The organism is Rhodococcus sp. IEGM 1354 (assembly GCF_030056855.1).
Taxonomy (GTDB): domain Bacteria; phylum Actinomycetota; class Actinomycetes; order Mycobacteriales; family Mycobacteriaceae; genus Rhodococcoides.
Genome location: NZ_JASHKT010000001.1, coordinates 742651 through 763418, shown reverse-complemented (window position 1 = coordinate 763418; position 20768 = coordinate 742651). Strand labels below are relative to the sequence as shown.

13 protein-coding genes and 1 pseudogene are annotated in these 20768 nt (G+C 64.3%); 2 read left to right on the top strand and 12 right to left on the bottom strand.

Features of this window, described 5'->3' with window-relative positions; translation table 11 throughout:
• Window positions 1-8 precede the first annotated feature (8 nt).
• The 4 genes from QM588_RS03775 to QM588_RS03760 form a co-directional block, all read right to left on the bottom strand.
• Window positions 9-440 carry a sugar transferase gene (locus QM588_RS03775; RefSeq protein WP_283311555.1) on the bottom strand — a complete coding sequence of 144 codons (432 nt, stop codon included), beginning with the start codon at window positions 438-440 and terminating at the stop codon, window positions 9-11.
• Window positions 437-1282 carry a nucleoside-diphosphate sugar epimerase/dehydratase gene (locus tag QM588_RS03770; RefSeq protein WP_283311554.1) on the bottom strand — a complete coding sequence of 282 codons (846 nt, stop codon included), beginning with the start codon at window positions 1280-1282 and terminating at the stop codon, window positions 437-439. The genes QM588_RS03775 and QM588_RS03770 overlap by 4 nt, the downstream gene beginning before the upstream one ends.
• A gap of 371 nt (window positions 1283-1653) precedes the next feature.
• Window positions 1654-2187, bottom strand: coding sequence for a hypothetical protein (locus tag QM588_RS03765; RefSeq protein WP_283311552.1), 534 nt, complete (start codon window positions 2185-2187; stop codon window positions 1654-1656).
• Between the two features lie 59 nt (window positions 2188-2246).
• Window positions 2247-2915 carry a hypothetical protein gene (locus QM588_RS03760; protein WP_283311551.1) on the bottom strand — a complete coding sequence of 223 codons (669 nt, stop codon included), beginning with the start codon at window positions 2913-2915 and terminating at the stop codon, window positions 2247-2249.
• A 96-nt stretch (window positions 2916-3011) separates the two neighbouring features.
• Between QM588_RS03760 and QM588_RS03755 the strand changes: the two genes are divergently transcribed.
• Window positions 3012-3173 (top strand): hypothetical protein, encoded by a 162-nt coding sequence (locus tag QM588_RS03755; RefSeq protein ID WP_283311550.1) that lies wholly within the window; start codon window positions 3012-3014, stop codon window positions 3171-3173.
• A 46-nt stretch (window positions 3174-3219) separates the two neighbouring features.
• Here the strand turns inward: QM588_RS03755 and QM588_RS03750 are convergent, their stop codons facing one another.
• The 4 genes from QM588_RS03750 to QM588_RS03735 form a co-directional block, all read right to left on the bottom strand.
• On the bottom strand, window positions 3220-3396 hold the full coding sequence (locus QM588_RS03750) for a hypothetical protein (RefSeq protein ID WP_283311548.1): 177 nt from the start codon (window positions 3394-3396) through the stop codon (window positions 3220-3222).
• Between the two features lie 25 nt (window positions 3397-3421).
• Complete coding sequence (locus tag QM588_RS03745; RefSeq protein ID WP_283311547.1) at window positions 3422-3727, bottom strand: hypothetical protein; 306 nt, start codon at window positions 3725-3727, stop codon at window positions 3422-3424.
• Between the two features lie 104 nt (window positions 3728-3831).
• Window positions 3832-4707 (bottom strand): cyclopropane mycolic acid synthase family methyltransferase, encoded by an 876-nt coding sequence (locus QM588_RS03740; RefSeq protein ID WP_230073058.1) that lies wholly within the window; start codon window positions 4705-4707, stop codon window positions 3832-3834.
• Window positions 4707-14567 (bottom strand): non-ribosomal peptide synthetase, encoded by a 9861-nt coding sequence (locus tag QM588_RS03735; protein ID WP_283311544.1) that lies wholly within the window; start codon window positions 14565-14567, stop codon window positions 4707-4709. Before QM588_RS03735 ends, QM588_RS03740 begins: the two co-directional genes overlap by 1 nt.
• A 207-nt stretch (window positions 14568-14774) precedes the next feature.
• On the opposite strand from QM588_RS03735, the gene QM588_RS03730 reads away from it, so the two are divergent.
• On the top strand, window positions 14775-16550 hold the full coding sequence (locus QM588_RS03730; RefSeq protein ID WP_283311542.1) for a DUF4012 domain-containing protein: 1776 nt from the start codon (window positions 14775-14777) through the stop codon (window positions 16548-16550).
• A gap of 352 nt (window positions 16551-16902) precedes the next feature.
• Here the strand turns inward: QM588_RS03730 and QM588_RS03725 are convergent, their stop codons facing one another.
• The 4 genes and pseudogenes from QM588_RS03725 to QM588_RS03710 all read right to left on the bottom strand — a co-directional run.
• The gene (locus QM588_RS03725; protein WP_283311540.1) at window positions 16903-18519 is read right to left on the bottom strand and encodes a polysaccharide biosynthesis tyrosine autokinase; all 1617 of its coding nucleotides are present in this window, start codon (window positions 18517-18519) and stop codon (window positions 16903-16905) included.
• A gap of 455 nt (window positions 18520-18974) precedes the next feature.
• On the bottom strand, window positions 18975-19556 hold the full coding sequence (locus QM588_RS03720; RefSeq protein ID WP_283311538.1) for a dTDP-4-dehydrorhamnose 3,5-epimerase family protein: 582 nt from the start codon (window positions 19554-19556) through the stop codon (window positions 18975-18977).
• Window positions 19553-20425, bottom strand: coding sequence for a glucose-1-phosphate thymidylyltransferase RfbA (gene rfbA, locus QM588_RS03715; protein ID WP_283311536.1), 873 nt, complete (start codon window positions 20423-20425; stop codon window positions 19553-19555). The genes QM588_RS03720 and rfbA overlap by 4 nt, the downstream gene beginning before the upstream one ends.
• Before the next feature lie 185 nt (window positions 20426-20610).
• Window positions 20611-20754: pseudogene (locus tag QM588_RS03710) on the bottom strand (IS3 family transposase); the annotation flags it as partial.
• Window positions 20755-20768: the final 14 nt, after the last annotated feature.

Below are 20768 nucleotides of genomic sequence, written 5' to 3'. Positions count from 1 at the left end.
CGCTTGGGTCAGTCTTCCGACCTCTTCAGCACGGCGATGCACGTCAGAAACACGATCTTGATATCGAGCCGGAGGGACCAGTTCTCGATGTAGTAGTTGTCCCATTCCGCACGATCCGCGATGGGGGTCTGACCGCGCAATCCGTTCACCTGAGCCCATCCGGTGAGACCAGCTTTGACGCGATGTCGCTCGCCGTAGCGTCTGATCTGCGCTGCGAACAGGTCGACGTACTCCGGTCGCTCGGGACGTGGACCGACCAGGCTCATGTCGCCGCGCAGCACATTGAGGAGCTGCGGCAGCTCGTCGAGCGAGGTCTGCCGCATGATCTTGCCGATCCGGGTGCGTCGATCCACGCCTTCCACACCGCCGGGTGCCGCTCCCTCGGTCCGGACGAAGTCTGCATCGGAGTTACGTGGTGGCCGCATGGATCGGAACTTCAAGCAGTCGAACGGGACTCCGTCTCGGCCGATTCGTTCTTGCGCGAAAAAGATGGGCCCGGGGAACTCGCCCGTACCAGCACGGTGAGCACGAGGAACACCGGCGACAACAGCAGCAGAGCCAGTCCCGCAGCGACCCGGTCCAGTGCGCCCTTGAGGACGAACTGCCAACCCCTCGGATCGACATGCCGCAGCACCATCAGGGGCAGCCCGCCCAGATGCTCTATGCGCGCGTGCATTCCGACGGTGTCGAACATGCGGGGTACGAGCCAGACGCGGGCACCGGCATGTTGTGCTGCACGGATCGCGTCGACTATCTGTTCGTGCGGAGCCGACGCGAACGCGATCACCACCTCTTCCACCCGATGCGCTCGGAGTATTCGAGTCAGGTCGGTGAGCGGTCCCAGATACGAAAGCCCCTGTTGCACAGAGGGGTCGATGTCGGGCGAGGAGTCGACTGTCCCGACGAGATCCATCCCGTATTCCGAGGACTGCTTCATTCTGCGCGCCAGTTGCTCTGTGACGGGTCCACTACCGACGATGACAGTCGGTGCACTCGCATGGTGTTTCGCGCGAAGCCAGCGCTGCCCCCACGCCCGTGCCAGGCACGCGATCGCGAGCGCAACAGCTGCGCACAGCCACACACGAACCATGACCGCACCTGGGCGATAGGGAGTCTCGATGGCCAGGATCAGGGCGAGCGTGATCAGGGTCGCGAAAGCGACGGCGGATTGAACCGGGCCGATTTCATCGATGAAGTTTCGTCGAAGCCCACGTCGATAGAGCTTTCTCGACGCGAGCAACACCAGGACCGTGGGCACGAACAACCATGGGTACCACCCCAATGCGGCGACGCTACCGGAGCGCCACTGGACGCCTTCGGCTACGCCGATGGCGGCCGCGAGCGCGTCGAAAAGAACTGTGAGGATCGTACGAACAGGGTTGCTCTTCGGCAGGCGACATTTCGTACACCGAAGGCATATCACCCTTCACGTTCTTCCGGCGTGCAACGCAAGCATCGTCACTGTCGAAACAGCGCTGCTGTCAACGAATTCGCTGTTGAATGAGCCAGGCGATGTCTTCGAGGGTTTGACATGGCCCGACGTCCATTTACGTGGGCGGTAGTCCCACACATCCAGCATTCCGACGGTGAAACCCGCGTCGGACTTGATCGGCGCTGCCATATAGGCGATCAGATCCGCAGTCGCGTGATCCCTCAGTAGCGCATGCTCTCGAATGTCCTGTGCCACCAGCGTTTCGCCGGTTCCACCACGACACAGCACGCCGACCGTTCCACCGCTACGGTCTGTGGCTGCGCTGCCGTTCCCGATGTTCCGACGCTGGCTTTGATGAATTGCGTGTGATCGTCGACGAACGAGATCGACGCACCCTGTGCTCCCATGGCTCGCAATGTCATCCGGGCCAGTTTGTCGAACTGCTCGTCACGAGAACTGCCGATCATGCCGGTAGCTCGTACCGCGGCGAGACGGTCGACGTCGCCGATCTGTAAGTACGTCTGCGGAAGTGACGTCGAATCGGGATCGGACAACTCGATGTTCTCGTATTCGAAACTACGGGCGTCCGCGAGCACGGCGGCCACTTCCGGTGAGGACTCTCGTTCGAGTTCGGTGACGAGCCGAGTGATGATTGCCCGACGTGCGTAGGTGTTGAGGGACTCGCCGGCCTTATCGGCATGGTGCGTCAACAGCCTGTTGATTCGATCTCCGAATCCGGTTTTCCCCAAGTCCACCTATCGGACGGTAGTTCACTCCGCTCTGTTACGCGCAGCGATCGGCCGGCCACCCCGGCTCACACTGGACGGAAGCCGGCTCCCGGCTCTCCCGATTGATTCAGCAGCCGAACGGATTCCGCTGCCGACGCGTACGCGGTGGGGCTGATCAGCGGCACCCCGGATGCGTGGCTGGTGATGCCGACGAGGGTGGTGCCGACGACCAGTGGCCCCCCGGAGTCGGACCAGACAGTGAGCGCGTCGGACATCAGGTCGCTGCCGCGGGCGTCGACGATGCTGCCGCATGTCACTCCGCTGCCGAGCCCGGTCTTGCAGACGGGCTGCCCCACCGATGCGGTACCGATGTCGGTGACGGTGACTCCGCCGAGACTGTTGACGGGTGTCACCTTAGTGGGGTCGAGAACGATGACGCCGTAGTCCGGCCCCCAATGCCCGACGGCGGTGGTGCCGACCGGGGCCGCGGGCGATCCGACGAGCGTGACGGGGAGCCCCGGGCGAAGGATGCAGTGGCCTGCGGTGAGCGCGACGAGTCGGCCCGCGTCGTCGTAGCCGACGGCCGCGATGGAACAGACGGTGAGGTCGTCGAGGCCACCGGTGGTGACGAAACCACTACCGGGGCCGACGACCGGAAGTGGCGCTGCGGTTGCGGTGCCGGTGGACGTCGCAGTGAACGCGAGAGCCAGGGCGGTGAACAGTCCACTGACAACACCGAGTCGAGCAATCTTCATGGTGGGCATTCCTCGTCGATGAATGTCGGTTCGGGGTGAGCGACGCTGGTCGCGTTTCATACCCATCCAACCAGCGCCCGGCTACGAATGCGACTCGTGTGGTGGGTTGTCGGCATCGTCGCCGTGTGGCTGTTGATCGGCGCACTCGTTGCCGTGTGGATCGGCCGCGGCATTCGCCGAGCCGACGTCGAGGAGTCGGCAACCGAGTCCCCGAGCAGGTCGACTCACGAACCACCACCTGAGAAAGACGCCGCGTAATCGAGCGGTGTCACGCCTGGCTCTACGAGCCGGCTTCAGGAATGCGTCACGGGCGAACCGTGCGACCTCGAACCAACACTGCGACTCCCATTCCGATCAGGGCCAGGATCAGCGGAGCCGCTATTGCCATGTTCGCACCGATGGCAGTGAACAGGACCACCGCCCCCAGAGCCGCGAGGAAATACACAACCGCAAAACGTGGTGCCCAGAACACTGTGTGCATGGATCCTCCTACATCGGAAGCAGTCTCACTCGGACCAGAAGACGAGAATTACTACGAACAAGACGACGAACAGCAACAGGCCACCGCCGGCCAGAGCAAGTGTTCGTGCGTTGGTCACTGTAAAAATCCCGTCGCCTGCTGGGACGGCGTTGGTTTCGGCGATCGAGAAAGTGACCCCGAACAAGAGCAAGAACTCGATAACCCATGCCCACCAGGGCAACTCGAGTCTTGCCATGGTCAACACGGAGCCCAGCATGATGGCCAACGACACTACTGCCGCGTAGACCACTGACGGCAGGGTCACACCCCACGGGGTCCGGATGCTCTTCATATCTCCGTCCCGGGCCCAACCGCTGCCCCGCGCTACACGCACATGCCCCTGTCGTTAGCCAGAGTACTTAGTTGCGCTCTCTAGTCAAGGGGTCGGTCGCACCATCACTCCGCAGGTGTGTCCCCAGCTTCGAGGGTGAACTGCACAACGTTGATGCGTGAGTTCTTGAATCGCTCCGACGACCCGGTGAGGTATTGCACGTATTTGTCGTAGGTCGCTTCCGACGACAGTGCGATGGCCTCGTCCTTGGACGCGATCAACTTCTCGGCCCACGTGTCGAGTGTCCGTGCATAGTGCGGTCCCAGTGCATGCTCGCGGAGCAACTCGAATCCCGCCTCGGCCGCTTTCGCCTTCACCACCTTGACCAACGTCAACTGCCCACCGGGAAAGATGTCGCGCAGGATGAAGCGGGAGAAATGCGCATCCTCACGCGTGAGTCCACCCCCGGAGGCTGGGTCGGGCGGGGTAATGACGATGGTGTGCAACAGCATTCGGCCACCGGGCTGCAACACCGAACGGCACTTGGCGAAGAACGCCGAATACCGCTGACGCCTGAAGTGCTCGAACGCACCGATGGACACGATCCGGTCGACGGGCTCGTCGAATTCCTCCCAGCCCTGCAACCGGATGTCGACGTTGCGTTCGGTCGGTAGGTCGGCGACGAGCGCGCGACCGCGCTCGTACTGGTTTCGACTCAACGTCAGACCGATGACGTTGACGTCGTACTTCTCCACCGCTCGCTTGACGAGAGCTCCCCAGCCGCAACCGATATCGAGCAGTGTCATGCCCGGCTTCAGATCGAGCTTGCCCAGCGCCAGGTCGATCTTGGCCGTCTGCGCTTCCTCCAACGTCATGTCGTCGCGCTCGAAATAGGCGCAGCTGTACGTCATGCTCGGATCGAGGAACAGCGCGAAGAAATCGTCCGACAGGTCGTAATGCGCCCGCACATCATCGACGAACGGCTCCAGTTGTTGGTTCATCACGCCACACCCTTCCCCACAGCATCGGCGCCGATCACTCGGCCTAGTGCACGGGCACCCTGCACGCCCAGCATGTCTTCGTGTTCCACATCGACCTCTGTCACCGAGATCCGGCCGTCGACCAGAGCCGTCCAGTGCTTCGCGCCGTCCGAGCCCCGGGCGGCGAAGTAGTGGACATCGCCCGCGTACACCGCCGGCCGGTACGACGCGACCCAGCTGGCAGCGGAGACGACCGGTCTATACATGGCACGTAAATCGTCCTCGGTGAGGAATGTCAGTTCGGTTCGCGTACTCCGCAATTCGGTCACGATGTCCTCGAAGGACGTCGCCTCGACCCCGAGCTGACGAGCGAGATCGTCGATGCCGAATTCCTCGGCGTCGTCGGGGGCTGCGAGTTGCGCATCGACGAGCGCCAGCAACGCGACGTCCTCGCCTTCCGACTGCAACTGCACGGCCGCCGCGTGGGCGATCACACCGCCGAGCGACCACCCCAGCAGGTGGTAAGGCCCGTGCGGCTGCACATCTCGAATCATCCGCACGTACGCGAAAGCGAACTCCTCGATCGACGACGGCGCAGCGTCACGGTTCGAGATACCCGGATCCTGCAGGCCGTACACCGGGCGGTCCGTCTCCCCCAGCAACGACAGGTAGCTCCACGCGATTCCGATGGCCGGGTGCACGCAGAACAGGGGTGCGCCCACGCCGTCGGTCCGCAGCGGCAGCAGCACATCGAACGCGCCACTCGGTTCGATGTCTCCGTCGTCCATGTCGAGGCGCACGGCCAATGCCGTGATCGTCGGATGCTCGAGCAATGCACTGATCGGGATGCGACGGCTCAGTTTGTCGCCGAGGGCGTCCATCACCTGCACCGCCGAGAGGGAGTGCCCGCCAAGATCGAAGAAATTGTCGTCGATACCGATGTCGTCGGCGGCGATATGCAGCACGTCTGAGAACACGGTGTGCACGAGTACTTCGGTGGGCGAGACCGGCGCGCGTCGTTCGGTCGACATCACGGTGGGCTCGGGCAGCCTGCTCGTATCGACCTTGCCCGACAACGTCATCGGCAACGCGTCCACGACGGTCACGGTGCTGGGCACCATGTAGGCGGGCACTGTTCTCGCCAGAAAGTCGCGAGTCTCTCGCGGTTCGACCGCACCCACCACGTAGGCAGCCAAGGAGTTCGCATGCCCGATCACGCTGGCCTGGCGCACGGTGGGGTGACGCAGCAGTGCCGCCTCGACCTCGGCGAGTTCGACGCGATGGCCACGGATCTTCACCTGCGAATCCACTCGACCCAGATATTCGAGTTCGCGTCCCGTCTCGCGCGCCACCCACCGCACCAGATCGCCGGTGCGATAGAGCCTGCCGTCACCGAAGGGATTGGCGACGAAGCTGCTCGACGTCAACGCAGCGTCGCCCACGTACCCGTCGGCCAGACCGGCCCCGCCCAGGTACAGCTCCCCCACGACGTCGGTGCCCACCGGTCGCAAACGCGCGTCGAGAACCACCGTGTCGAATCCGAGGGTCGGTACGCCGATGGTCACCGCAGCCGATGCCCAGTCCCGCTGATGCGTGGTGCAGGTGCTCATGACGGTTCCCTCGGTGGGCCCGTACGCGTTGAACACCGAGCGATCCTGCGACCATCGCTGCAGCAGTGCAGAATTGGCGGCCTCGCCGGCCATGACGACCACCCGGAGAGAGGGCAGAGCCGCGGAGTCGGTCACCTGCAGCACGGTCGGGGTGAGGCAGGCGTGGGTCACCTGGTGCCGGTCGACGAGCGCCTCGAGCTCGCGTCCACCGTGCACATCGGGCGGCACGATCACCAGGCTCGCACCGGCACCGACGGCCATCAGCGTCTCGAAGATCGACGCATCGAAACTCGGTGACGCGAACTGCAGCACGCGGGATTCAGGCGTGACGTCGAACAGCTCTCGTTGGCTCTGAACGAGATTCGCGATACCGCGGTGCGTCACCCGCACACCCTTGGGTGCCCCGGTCGATCCCGAGGTGTAGACGACGTACGCCGTGCTGTCGACGGGTGCTTCACGTACCTGGAAGTGGTCGAGCTCGTCACCATCAACCGTCAGCCAGTCGTTTCCGGCCGAGTGGAAGTCCACGGACGCAATTCCCGTGACGGGGGCAGCGCGATCGAGTATCTCCCGTGCGCGCGCGGCGGGCTGCGACGGATCGATCGGAAGGAAGCCCGCACCGGCCTTGGCCACAGCCCAGATCGCGGTGAGGTACTCAACAGACCGTGGCAGGGCGATCGCCACCAACGACCCCGGCTCGACTCCGGCCCGGACGAGCCTGTCGGCCAGAGCATTCGATTGCCTGTCCAGCTCGCGGTAGGTCCCCGAACGCGAGTCGTCGATCACCGCGATGTTGTCGGGCCAGCTACTCGCCGCCCGCATGAATACTTGCGCCAGTGTGGACTGATCGGCCGTGCCGTCTCGGCGGGACACGACCGCCGATCCACCCTGACCGAATTCTGCGCTGCCGAGCCGAAGGTCCGGTGCCGCGGCGACCGTGTTCAACACCGTGGTCAGACGTTCTGCCAGTCCGGTGACGACCGCCTGGGAGAACCGGTCGGCGGAGTACGCGAGAGTGCCCAGCAGCCCGGCATCGGATTCTTCGACGACGAATTCCAGATCGAATTGCGTCGCCGTGATATCCACTCGACGCGGATTGACGGCGCTCGGGCCCAATTCGATTGTGGGCGTGCTGACGTCACCGAAGGCCAGAAGCACCTGGAACAGCGGGTGCGTGTCGACGGCGCGGGTGGGTTGTACCGCGTCCACCACCCACTCGAACGGGACGTCCGAGTTCGCGAAGGCATCGAGGTCTCGATTGCGCACCTCGGTCACGAAATCCTCGAACGTCGACGCCGGATCGACGTCGGTCCGCAGGACAACGGTGCCGACGAACATGCCGACGAGGTGGTCGAGTGCCGGATCTGCTCGGCCCGACACCGGAGTTCCGATGGCGATATCCCGAGTTCCGCTGGCCTCCGCGAGTACGGCCGCCAGCGCCGCGTGGACGACGACGAAGACCGTCGCGCCCAGACGATGCGCGAGCGACCGCAGATTCGCGAGAGTGTCTGCGTCGACGGCAAACTGGACTCCCGACGCCTCCTGCTCGGCGTCAGGAGTGCCGGTGGGCAGGTCGAGGAATTCCGGCAAGCCGGCCAGGGTGCGACGCCAGAAGTCGAGTTGGTCGGACGCCACCGCGTCCAGGACGTCGCGTTGCCACACGCGGTAGTCCGGATAGTCGACGGCGAGTGGAGTGAACTGCGGTGTAGCTCCGGCCGTTCGAGCCAGCAGAGCCGTCTCGATGTCGCGGCTCAGTGGACGTAGCGACAGGCCGTCGACCGCGATGTGGTGGGCGACGACGGTCAACACGCGCTCACCGCGACGTCCCGCGAGCATGAGTCGTAGCGGTGCCTCGACGGTCAGGTCGAAGCCCTGCTGTGCCACCCCGCCGATGCCCGCATGGGCGTCGTCCAGGGTCGACAGCACGATCTGCGGATCGAGGACCACCGTCACGGGGCCGTCGCCCGTCGACGGATACACCGTGCGGAGCGGCGTATGCCGTTCCAGCACATCGGCAATCGCCGCGCGCAGCACCTCGAGGTCGAGTCCGTCCGGAAGCGTCACCTCGAAGGCGATGTTGTAGGCCGCCGATGTCGGGTCGTATCGATTCTGCAGCCAGATGCGTCGCTCGGCCGGCGCGAGGCCGGAGTAGGAGCGCGCATCCGCGCGGTGCACCAGCGCGGGGAGCGCGGTGTAGTTGTCGGACAGCACCTCGATCGCCGACGCGAGCTGCGTCGCGGTGGGGGCTTCGAATACCGTCCGCACCGGAACCCGAACGCCGAGCACCGCGCTGATGCGGGTGGCGACGCGGGTGGCCGCGAGGGAGTCGCCCCCGAGGACGAAGAAATTGCTGTCGACGGCCGGCACGTCGACCCCCAACGTGTCGGCGAAGATTCCGAGAATGACGTCCTGCGTCAACGTGCGACCGGCCCCCGGTTCGGAGTCGGGCAACATCGCCGGCAACAAGGCCTCCTTGTCCACCTTTCCGTTGCCGGTCAACGGAATACGATCGATCGACGTGATGACGGCCGGCTGCATCGCCAACGGCAGCCGGTCCAAGAGCCACTGGCCCGCCTCGAACTCGCTGGTTCCCACCACCCAGGCGTGAATTCTGTTGTCGACCACCAGTGCTGTCGCGGCACTGACGTCGGGATGCGCCGTCAGTGCGCTCTCGATGTCTCCGAGTTCGATGCGCACACCGTTGATCTGCACCTGGTCGTCGCGCCGACCGCGGTAGTCGAGCAGTCCCGAGAGTTCACGTCGAACAAGATCGCCGGTCCGGTACATCCGGGCACCGCCGTCGGTTGCGACGAAGCGCGCGGCAGTCGACGCCGGATCTGCTCGGTAGCCGCGAGCCACACCGGACCCCGCGAGATACAGCTCTCCGACGCCTCCGAGTGGCACCGGCTGCAACCGGTCGTCGAGCACGAAGGCTCCGACGTGGTCCAACGGGCGGCCGATCGTGACGGGCTCTCCGGCACGCAGTGATTCGGCCAGGGTGGCCACCACCGTGGCTTCGCTGGGTCCGTAGGCGTTGAGCATCGAGCGCCCGGCCGACCACGCGTCGACGACCCCGGCACCGAGCACGTCTCCGCCGACCGCGACGGTCTCGATGCCGTCCACCGTCGGCACCGTCGCGAGTACCGCGGGTGTGGACAGGTAGTGGGTCACTCGCTGCTCGGCGAGGAACCCGGCCATCTCCTCACCGCCGAGCAGGTCACGCGGGGCGATCACCATGGTCGCTCCGGCCCCGAACGCGAGGACGAGCTCGAGCACCGCGGCATCGAAGTTCACCGAGTATCCGTGCAGCACTCGCGACATCGCCGTGACGCCGTAGCGCGACACAACTTGCTGCGCGAGTGAATACACACCCTGATGCGTCACGACGACGGGCTTGGGCGTGCCGGTGGAACCGGACGTATGAATCACGTACGCCGGGTGTGCTGGTTCGAGCGTCGCCAGTCGGTCGTCGTCGGTCAGTGGCGCGTCGCTGAACGTCTGCGCGTGGCTCTCCTCGACCCACCGCACTCCCGGTTCCGTTCCGCCGAAGCCGATCACGATGGGCCCCAGCATTTGCTCCCGGCGAGCCGCCGGGTAGCGGGGATCCACCGGTACGAATGCTCCACCGGCCTTCACCACGGACCACAGCGCCACGATGTACTCGGCCGAGCGCTCGAGCGACAACGCGACGAGGGTTTCCGGTCCCACGCCGTGGGCGATCAGCAGGCGTGCGATTCGGTTGGACCGACGATCGAGTTCGGAGTACGCCAGCGATTCCAGGCCATCGATCGCCACCGAATCTGCTGTGCCACGGACCAACACGTCCAGGAGCGTGCCGGTGTCGGATTCGGCGGGTTGTGTCGGTGCATCGGCAAGAGCGAGGTCGCCGACGACGAACACGGGGTCCGACACCGCCGCATGCAGGAGTGCCGTCACCGCGGACGCGAACTGTTCGACGGTGGCCCGCTGATACAGGTCCAGCGCATATTCGATCTGTCCGACGAGACCGGCCGATTCGGCATGTCCGGCGGAGGATTCCTCCAGCACGAGATTGAGGTCGAACTCGGAGGTGCGAGTGGGTATCTCCAGCACCGAGAACGGCAGGTCGTCGACCGATCGGTGCGGTGCATTGTCGAATGCCAGCATCACCTGGAACAGCGGGTGCCGGTCCAGCGATCGATCGGTGGTCACGGCGTCGACGATGCGCTCGAATGGCACGTCCGAGTGAGAGAAGGCGTGGAGGTCGGCGGAACGGACGGCACCCAACAGGTCGGCGAAACTACCGGCCGGGTCCACTGTGACTGCGAGAGGGAGGGTTCCGACGAACATTCCGACCATCTCGTCGAGGGCTTCGTGGCCTCGCCCGGCCGTCGGCGATCCGACCACCACGCGGTTCGATGTGCCGAATCGACTCAGGGCCGCGGCCACCGCGGCGTGGACCACCATGAATGTGGTGGCGTTGTTCGACCGCGCCAGCTCACGGATGCCCGCATGCAGGTCCGGTCCGATCTCGAACGGAACCGCGTCGGTGGTCATCGACTGCACGGCGGGTCGGGGGAAGTCGGACGGCAATTCCGCCAGCGCGGTGTCGCGCTCCCCCAGCACCGAGGTCCAGAACGAGAGTTGCTCGCCGGCAACCGCATCCACCGTCGCCCGGTTCCACACCGAGTACTGGCCGTACTGCGCGCGTAGGCGTGGCCACGTCGGTGCATGACCGGCCGTGCGTGATGCGTGGGCGAACGCGAAGTCGCGTACGAGTGGGTCGAGGGACCATCCGTCCATCGAGATGTGGTGCACTGCCACGACGACCACCGTGTCGCCGGACTCCTCCACGCTCAGCAGCGCTGCCCGGATGGGGACGTCGGCCGCGACGTCGAATCCCTGCCCGGCAATAGCCGCGACGGCGTCGTCGAGGTGATGCTCGGGCACAATGTGGGCCGGTACATCGACCAGGACGGTGTCGGTGGGCCGCACCACCTGCCGCGGGCCGTCACCGTCGTCCGGGTAGTAGGTGCGCAGCGCCTCGTGTCGTTCGGCGACATCGCGCAGTGCTGTCAGGACCAATGACGCATCGCCGCCCGCTGCGACCCGAATCGCAATGGGCATGTTGTAGGCGGGTGATGTGGGGTCGAACTGGTTGAGGAACCACAGGCGTTGTTGCGCGTACGACAGCGGGACATGTTCCGGCAGAACGGTATCGAGCAAGTCGAGCGAGACTTCACGCTCGGCGGACGCATCGATGGCGGCCGCGACGGCGCGGACGGTGGGGTCGGCGAACAACGCGGTGAGCGAGACTCCCGAGCCGAGGCGAGCGAGAACTCGGGTGGCGCTGAGCGAATCACCGCCGAGCTCGAAGAAGGAGTGCTCACGACCCACCTCCTCGACGCCGAGAACGTCGGCGAAGGCTGCGGCGACAGCGCGTTCGGTCTCGGTCTGCGACGGTACGTACTCGGTGTGTGTCGGCTCGGTGGGGGCCGGTAGTGCCCGACGGTCGACCTTGCCGCCTGCCGTCATCGGCAGTGCGTCCAGAACGACGATGTGGCGGGGAGTCATCCATGCCGGCAACCGGTTCCGCAAGTGGCTGTCGAGCCCGTCGGAGACACCGGTGACGTACAGGGCCAGTCGATCGTCACGAACGACGGCCGCGGCCGCGGTCACTCCAGCGAAAGAGGTTGCTGCGGATTCGATTTCACCGAGTTCGAGTCGACGCCCGTGCAATTGGATCTGATGGTCGGAGCGGCCCAGGTATTCGAGCGAGGACCCGTCGAACGACCACCGGACGATGTCGCCCGTGCGGTAGAGCCGCGCTCCGGCCGCGCCCGGGTCGGCAACGAACCGCGTCGCGGTCGAACCGGGTTGGCCGTCGTATCCGCGGGCGAGTCCGTCGCCGCCGAGATACAGCTCGCCGACGCCTCCGTGTGGTGTGGGCCGCAGGTGCGAGTCCAGTACCAGCGCACGAACACCCGGTAGGGGCGCACCGATCGTGATGCGCTCACCGGCGACCATCGGGGCGGACAGCGTCGCCAATACCGTTGTCTCGGTGGGTCCGTAGGCGTCGAGCATCGTTCGTTCAGGAGTGGCGAATCGGTCCCGCAGTGTGGGTGGGCACTCTTCGCCGCCGACGTCGAAGACTTCGATGGAGCGCAGATCTTCCGGGTCGAGTGTCGCCAGCACCGTCGGTGAGGTGATCAGATGCGTGATCTTCTCGCCGGCCAGGAACTCGGCGAGGGCAGGCCCGGCGTAGACATCGGCCGGGGCGATCACCAGGGTGGCACCCGCCGCGAAGGCAGCGAGAACCTCCTGGATGGACGCGTCGAACACGGGCGAGGCCAGGTGCAGCACTCGCGAGTCGACGGTCACGGCATACCGATCGACGACGTTATCGGCCAATTGTGCCAGGCCGCGATGAGTGACGCTGACGGCCTTGGGTTTTCCGGTCGATCCCGAGGTGTGGATGACGTAGGCCTCGTTGTCGACGTGCAACGCCGGCGGCGCGAGGTCACGTTCGTTCGCGTCGAGAAGATCCTCGATGTCGAACCATTCGATGGTGCTCGGAAGCTGTTCCAGCACATCCTTGGTGGTGATACCGAATTCGATGTCTGCGCCGGCCAGCACCGTAGCCAGCCGCTCGGTGGGCTCGGTGGGGTCGAGCGGAACGAACGAGGCTCCGGCAGTGGAGACCGACCACGAGGCGAGCAGAGATTCGTAGGAGCGTTCCATCGCCACGGCAATGCGCTTCTCGACGCCTGCGCCCAGCGAGACCAGTTGTGCTGCAATGTGTTCTGCGACCCTGGTGAAGTCCTCACTGGACTGGTCGACACCCGCGGCACGCACCACCGTCCCGCGTCGCAGCAGCGACGACAGCGGTGCCGGCGTCACCGTGTCCGCTGGACGTGCAGTCGGCAACGCTGATTCGTCCGCGGCATCGAGCACATCCAGATCCGATACCGCAAGGCCCTCGGGGGCATTCACCACCGCGCGCAGCAGAACCAGGAACCGACGGTGATGGGCTGCGAGCTCATCGGTGGAGTAGAGGGCCGGGTTGCCGAGGAAGTCGACGCGGGTGCTAGTGCCTGCGACTCCGGGGTAGACGTTGACCATCATGTCGTCGATGGGGCCGCTGGAGAGCACGCGGTATTCGCCGATGACATCGCCGAGCCGAATTGTGCTGTTGTACATCATGATGTTGACCGTGGGGCCGAACACTCCGCGTCCGGCGGCGGCGCTGCCGGTGCCGTCGCCGGTCTCGCGCTGCATGTCCTCGACGCGGAAACGCTGGTGGCGCAGCGCGCCGGTGAGTTCCACCTGAATGCGTCGCAGGAGTTCTTCGACGGTCACGCCCTGTTCGACGCCGATGCGCAGGGGCACGACGTTGGACATCATTCCGGACGATTCCCGCAGTTTGGTGGTGGCTCGGCCCGATACCGGGAGGCTGAGCATCACGTCGTCGGTGTCGGTCATGCGCGCGAGATACAGCGCGAACGTCGCGAGCACGACAGGAACATCGGAGCTGTTGTACCGATGCGCCACGGCCGCCACGGCTTCGGTGAGGTCTGCGTCCAGCACGGCACCCACACTCACCGTCACGCCGCTCGGTGCCGCGCGCGTGTACGTGTTGCCGGCCAGTCGGGGTGCGTCCAGGTGGCCGTCGAGTCGGCCGAGCCAGTACTGGCGGTCGGTGTCGTAGCGGGAGGAGTTGGGGTAGGCAGCCTCGTAGTCGTAGATCTCGCGGACGCCGATGGCGCGGGTCTTCGGAATCTCGGTGCCCTCGGTCAACGCGGTGTACACCGCCGCGGTGCGCTCCTGGACGGAGATCGCGCCGAGGCCGTCCATGACGATGTGGTGGGCGCGGCTGTACCAGTAGTAGTGCCCATCGTTCACCTGGATAATTTCGGAGGCGATCAACTGATCGCGAACCAGATCGACGGGGCGACGGTACTGCTCGTCCATGTAGCGCTGAGCATCCTCGACGGGATTCTCGCGGTCTCGGAAATCGCGATAGATCATCGCGTATGGCACCCGGAGGTCTCGCCACTGGTACGGATGACCGTCGTGCAGTCCGATCCGCACTGCGGGCGATTCGAGTTGCCTGCAGGCGATGTCCGTGGCTCGGATCAGGACGGCCGGATCGATATCGCCGCGAATTTCGACGTATTGGGCGATGGTGAACGGTACGTCCGGTGCCAGCTGCTGGGCGAGGTAGATATTCATCTGCGCAGCGGACAAAGGGAAGCGGCCATCCTCGAACAGCTCACCAACCTCTGGCGACACTCGATGACCTCCTCAACGCATATGCTTCGACGGCGTGAATTTTCGGCTGACGTGCCGCCCAGCAACGTCGATCTACATCGCCCGTAACAAACCTAGTCGACCCACTGTGAATGCTCTACCCGGATCGAACGACAGGTACGCCGGAACCGCCGCTCCCCTTTAGGCTATGCACTCGACCGACTTCCTATGACCGAGAGGCCACCGACAATGGCGACCAGTTCCACCGATGTTCGTGGTTCTCGATCCGGCAAGAAGCGGCCGATTCTCCTGACGGTAGGGGTGTTACTGGTCGTCCTCGTCGCATTTCTGGTGTGGCTGGGGTACGAGGCCTACACCGCTCAGTCCAGCCTGAACGCGACGCGCGACTCCGCCACGCAGGCGAAAGATGCTCTGCTCGACGGTGATGCGGCCGGTGCCGAGGCCGCGGCCGCTCGGGCCTCGGAATCGGCAGACGACGCGGTGGCGGCAACGACGTCCATCCCGTTTTCGATAGCGAAAGCCGTTCCTTACCTTGGAAGTCCGCTGAAATCGGTAGCTCAGATCACCGATGTGGTGCACGGTTTGGCCGTGGACGTCCTCACTCCCGCATCAACGGCGGGCGAAAGCCTGAATCCGAGCAGCCTCGTCGAAGGTGGCGGCAAGGTCGATACCGCCGCTCTCCGGGACGCACAACCTGTGCTGGAGCAGACCGCCGCCGCAGCCGAGGAATTGAGCCTCCAAGCCCAGCAGGTGGACGAGCCCGCATTCCTCGGCGTCGTGAGCGATGCACGTACGTCGTTGATCGATCAAACACACGACCTCGCAGGCCTGCTCACCAACACCCGCATCGCCAGTCAACTGTTGCCGTCGATGCTCGGCGACAACGGCCCGCGCAGTTACTTTCTCGCGTTCCAGACCAACGCGGAGGCCCGCGGTACCGGTGGCCTGCTCGGTGGCTACGGCATCATTCGCGCCGAGAACGGCACCGCCCGTGTCGACACCCTGGGTGCCAACAACGAACTCGAATTCGCGAAGCAGCCCATCGACCTGGGCCCCGAGTACAACGCACTGTGGGCACCGCGCAACACCACGACCGACTTCCGAAACTCGAATGCCAGCCCGCACTTTCCGTATGCCGGTCAGATCTGGTCGTCGATGTGGACGGAGCAGACCGGCGAGGTGCTCAACGGTGCCATCGCGACCGATCCGATTGCGTTGAGCTACATCCTCGGAGCCACCGGGCCGGTCACGCTGGCCGACGGCGAGCAGATCACCGCAGACAATGTCGTCGAAATCACCCTCAGCACCGCCTATTCGAGGTTCGGCGACGACCAATTGGCCCGCAAGACGTATCTTCAGCAGATCGCGTCCGCAGTGGTACAGAAGATGACGACGGGCGCTGCCCCCACCAGATCGTTGCTCGACGCGGTGGGCCGCGCCGGCAGTGAGGGCCGCATTTCGGTGTGGAGCGCAGATCCGGCCGAGCAGGCAATTCTGGCCGGCACCAAGGTGGGTCACGTGTTGCCGGATAGCCCGGCCCCCTACGCCAATGTGGTGGTCAACAATGCCGGTGGCAACAAGCTGGATTACTACCTGGCCCGCGATATCAAATATTCGGCTGAATCCTGCACCGCCGGGACCCGTAAGTCGACAGTGACGGCGACACTGACCAACAACGTTGATCCGAACGGCCTGACGTCGTACGTGGCGAGCACGTTCCAGCCCAACGTCCCATACGGCACCAACGAGTCGATCGTCTATCTGTACGGCACTCAGGGCGCGAAAATCACGTCCATGAAGGTGAACGGTGTCTCCGGATTCTCCATCCAGGCCGGCACCGAATTGGGTCGTCCTGTGCAGGCCGCGTATCTGACCATTCCGCCGGGCAAATCGCAGACGGTCACCTGGGAGCTCGAGGAGCCGTCAGCTCCGGGTGAGGCGACGGTGCCCGTGCAACCTTTGGTCGATCAGCCGACGGTCAGCATCGACGTCCCGCAATGTTGACTCCCCAGCGTTGACAGCCCAGCGCTGACAGCCCGATAACCCCAGCCCCGCGCGTCTTCGTCACACTAGGCGCGACGGGGCTGCGGTTGTTCTTCGGCTGACTTACAGTTCGTTCCGTGTTCGGAAAACGACGTAGGGACCGGGTCAGGCCACCAGAAAAGGCGCATCCATTTGTTTGGATCGCGTTGATAGTCCTGACGCTTGCACTAACCGTGCTGTTCGTGGTCGCGGAATTCGAGGGTCGCGTCTAGCCTCCAACAGTCGAAATGCCCCGCCACAGCAATTGTGGCGGGGCATTTCGGGTTGTGGCTGTGAGTAATCTCGGCCGCGCTAGTTCTGTCGACGGAACCGACTATTCACGGAAGCGGGGGTTGTCGGTGCCGTTTCTGGGCGGGTCGGTGTGCACTTCGGGACGCCGCGCTCGTCCGTATGGAGCCGCGCTGACGGCCGAGCGTGCAGTGTCGGTCGGTGCCGAAGGCGCAGGCTGCGCCGAGCCGGTGGATGTCGATGCAGCCTGCGGCGGCGTGGGTGCAGCGACCGGGCCAGATGGCTCGACCGGGCCTTGCGGTGCCGGTGCGGGCACCGGGGGCACAACCTGACGAGGCAGGTTGGTATCGGCGGTGTAGTTGTACGAGTAGCTGTACATGTCCCCCTTCTTCGACGGGGTCAACGCCAGCACCACGCCGAGGACACGGGCACCGATGGTTTCGAGATTACCGATAGCTCGCGCGAGTTCGTTGGACTTCGTGTGTCCGTACCGGGTGACGAGAAGAGCTCCGTCAGCATGGGTGGTGAGGACAGCCGAGTCGGTGACGGGCAGCAACGGGGCACCGTCGACGATCACGTAGTCGAACCTCGAACGCAGTTCGACCAACAGAGCACGCGAGGCTTCCGAGCCCAACAGCTCGGACGGGTTCGGCGGGATGGGGCCCGAGGCCATGGCCTGCAGACCCTCGTACTTGGTGGGCTGCAGCACCTCTTCCACCGTTGCTTGGCCGGCGAGAACGGTACTCATTCCGACCGAGCCGATGAGACCCATGTACTTCGAAACGCGCGGCCGACGCAGATCGCCTTCCACGAGAGCCACATGGTGGCCTGCTTCGGCCAGGGCCACGGCGAGATTCACTGCGGTGGTCGTCTTACCTTCACTGGGAATCGCACTCGTGACGACGATGACTCGTGGTGGATGGTCGACCTCAAGGAACTGCAAGTTGGTGCGCAGCTCGCGGAACGCCTCGGCACTAGCCGACTGGGTGAGATCTTGGAAGTCGACGGCCGGATGCGCCTTACGCTCCTTGTCGAACGGGATCGTACCGACGAGCGCCTTACCGGAGATCGCTTCGATCTCGCGACGACCCTTGATCGTGTTGTCCAAACGGTCTCGCAACACCGCCAACGCGATGCCGAGCAACAGACCCACCGCAGCACCGAGCGCGAGGTTGCGCTTGGTGTTAGGGCTGACAGGCGTAGACGACGCCTCGGCCTGTTGGAACGTCTTGACCCCGGCCGCGGGGTCACCACCATTGGCCGGTGTCTCCAGTTCCCGGACCTGCTCGGTCAATTCGGTGGCCATCGCATTGGCAATGTCGCGAGCGCGTTCAGGCGACGAATCTGTGACCGTCAGATTGAACAGAACAGTGTCGGGAGTCGACGACGCCTTCACCTTCGATGCCAGCTGGGCCGCGCTCATACCCCCGAGCGGAAGTACGTTGAGAACGCGGGCTGCCAACGCGTCGCTGGTCGCCAACTCCGAGTACGACGCCACGAGTTGCTGCGAGGTCAGGTTGCCCTGGTAGGTCTCACTTACCGTCGCGCCACCAGAAGTAGAGACGAACATCCTGGCGCTCGACTCATACAGGGGTGTTGTCAACAGTGACGCACCCAAAGCACCAAGGATCACTACGACCACGGTTACGGCGATGATGATCCATCTCGCCTTCAGGATTTTCAGGTAATCCTGTATCTCCATGCTTCGAGCTCCTCGTCCGTTCGTACAACCCCGCAACGGGCTACTGTGTGGCTCAATCGTTACATAAGTATTTGATCTCCGTGCACCGGATGGCTCCCGGCCCGGAAGCCAGTTAATGATTCGTTTGATTCACGACACCTCAGTCGGGGAATTCCCCGCTGTGACGTATCACGACAATCTCTGTCCCTGATTCTGAAGCAAGTGTTAACAATTGAAAAAACAGACGCGAGCAGTGCGGCAGCCGTCTGTGCGCGAACGAAGAGAGGGCTCTGCACTCAAGCTGCAAGTCGGGGTGATTCTCGACACCCGGATGGATCAAGCAAGCTTGATCTTTGGAACAGGGCTGTTTTTAAGCTACACCGACCAAGAACCCAATTCCGCACTCCAGCGCGAGTGAACCTCCTTGACTTGCCTCGGCCGGGCCGTGCGGGCATCGACGAGCGGGGGACACGAACTCAGAAGGTGGGCAGGGTCCCTGCTTCGAGGGCTTCGGTGAGGGTGGGGGCGGCTTTGTCTTTGGCGGAGAGCTCGTAGGTCAGAGGCGATCCGTCGCGGCCGGTGGTGGGCCAGTCGATGCCCAGCGCGGGGTCGAGGGGGTTGATGTCGCGGTCCAGTGCCGGGGTGTACTCCAACGAACACAGGTACATGACGGTGGAGCCATCTTCGAGCGAGAGGATGGCGTGGCCGAGTCCTTCGGAGAGGAACACTGCTTTGCGGTCGACGTCGTCGATCAGCACGCTGTCCCATTGCCCGAACGTCGGGGAGCCGACACGCAGGTCGACGATGACGTCGAGGAACGCCCCGCGGGCACAGGTGACGTATTTCGCTTGCCCGGGTGGGTTGGTGGTGAAGTGGATCCCGCGCAGCACTCCGGCGGCGGAGACCGAGCAGTTCGCCTGCTTCAGATCCAACGCTCGCCCGGTGGTCTCCTCGAACAGGCTCGCTTTGAACCATTCGAAGAACACGCCGCGGTCGTCACCGAACTGGCGTGGGGTGTATTCGTAGGCCCCGGATATTGTCAGTTCACGAAAGGTCATCTGTTTCCTCGGTCGATCAGATCGAGCAGGTAGCGGCCGTACCCGGATTTGACGAGTGTCTCGGCGCGGGCGCGTAGTTCGTCGTCGGTGATGAATCCTCGTCGCCAGGCGACTTCTTCGGGGGATCCGATCTTGAGTCCTTGGCGTTGTTCGATGGTGCGCACGTAGTTGGAGGCGTCGAGGAGGGAGTCGAAGGTGCCGGTGTCGAGCCAGGCGGTGCCGCGGGGCAGGACCTCGACCTGGAGGCGGCCGGCGTCGAGGTAGTGGCGGTTGACGTCGGTGATCTCGTACTCCCCACGCGCGGAGGGGGCGAGGTCGCGGGCGATGGCGATGACGTCGTTGTCGTAGAAGTACAGGCCCGGGACGGCGTAGTTCGATTTCGGGGCGGCGGGCTTTTCTTCCAACGACACAGCTTTTCGGTTCGCATCGAATTCGATGACGCCGTAGGCGGTGGGGTCGGAGACCTCGTAGGCGAAGACGGCTCCGCCGTCGATGGTGTCGAAGCGCGAGAGTTGGGTGCCCAGGCCGGGGCCGTAGAAGATGTTGTCGCCGAGCACCAGTGCTGCGGAGTCGGTGCCGATGTGCTCGGCTCCCAGGACGAAGGCTTGGGCGAGGCCGTTGGGCTCGTGTTGGACCTTGTAGGTCAAGGAGATGCCGAATTGGGAGCCATCGCCCAGGAGGCGTGCGAATTGGTCGGCGTCCTGGGGTGTGGTGATGATGAGGATCTCGCGGATTCCGGCGAGGATCAGGGTCGAGAGGGGGTAGTAGATCATCGGTTTGTCGTAGACCGGGACCAACTGTTTGCTCACCCCCATCGTGATCGGATGAAGCCGTGAGCCCGTGCCGCCCGCCAGAATGATTCCCCGCATGAACCCGAAGTCTTCCAGGTATCAAACGTCCTCGCGCGGCAAGCTAAGTGGCCTGGGCCGTTTGTTCGTCGTCGGTAGGGAAAGTCCCTGACGTTAGACCCACCGTGCACTATATCCACCGTGTCATTAGTTTCAGTCGATCTTCCGACCCTCGGGACTGAGCCCACTTCGGTTGGCTCGTGGGGTTAAGTAGTCCAGGCCGCGCGTGCGGTCCGACTGATTGCCTCAACCGCGATCGGAACGAGCTTGCCGAGACGTCGCTGTCCCCGCTTGCGGTGGTAAGTCCGTTCGATCGAGGTCATGATCACCACACGTAGCAGCTCCCGCGAAGATCATCGCTGTT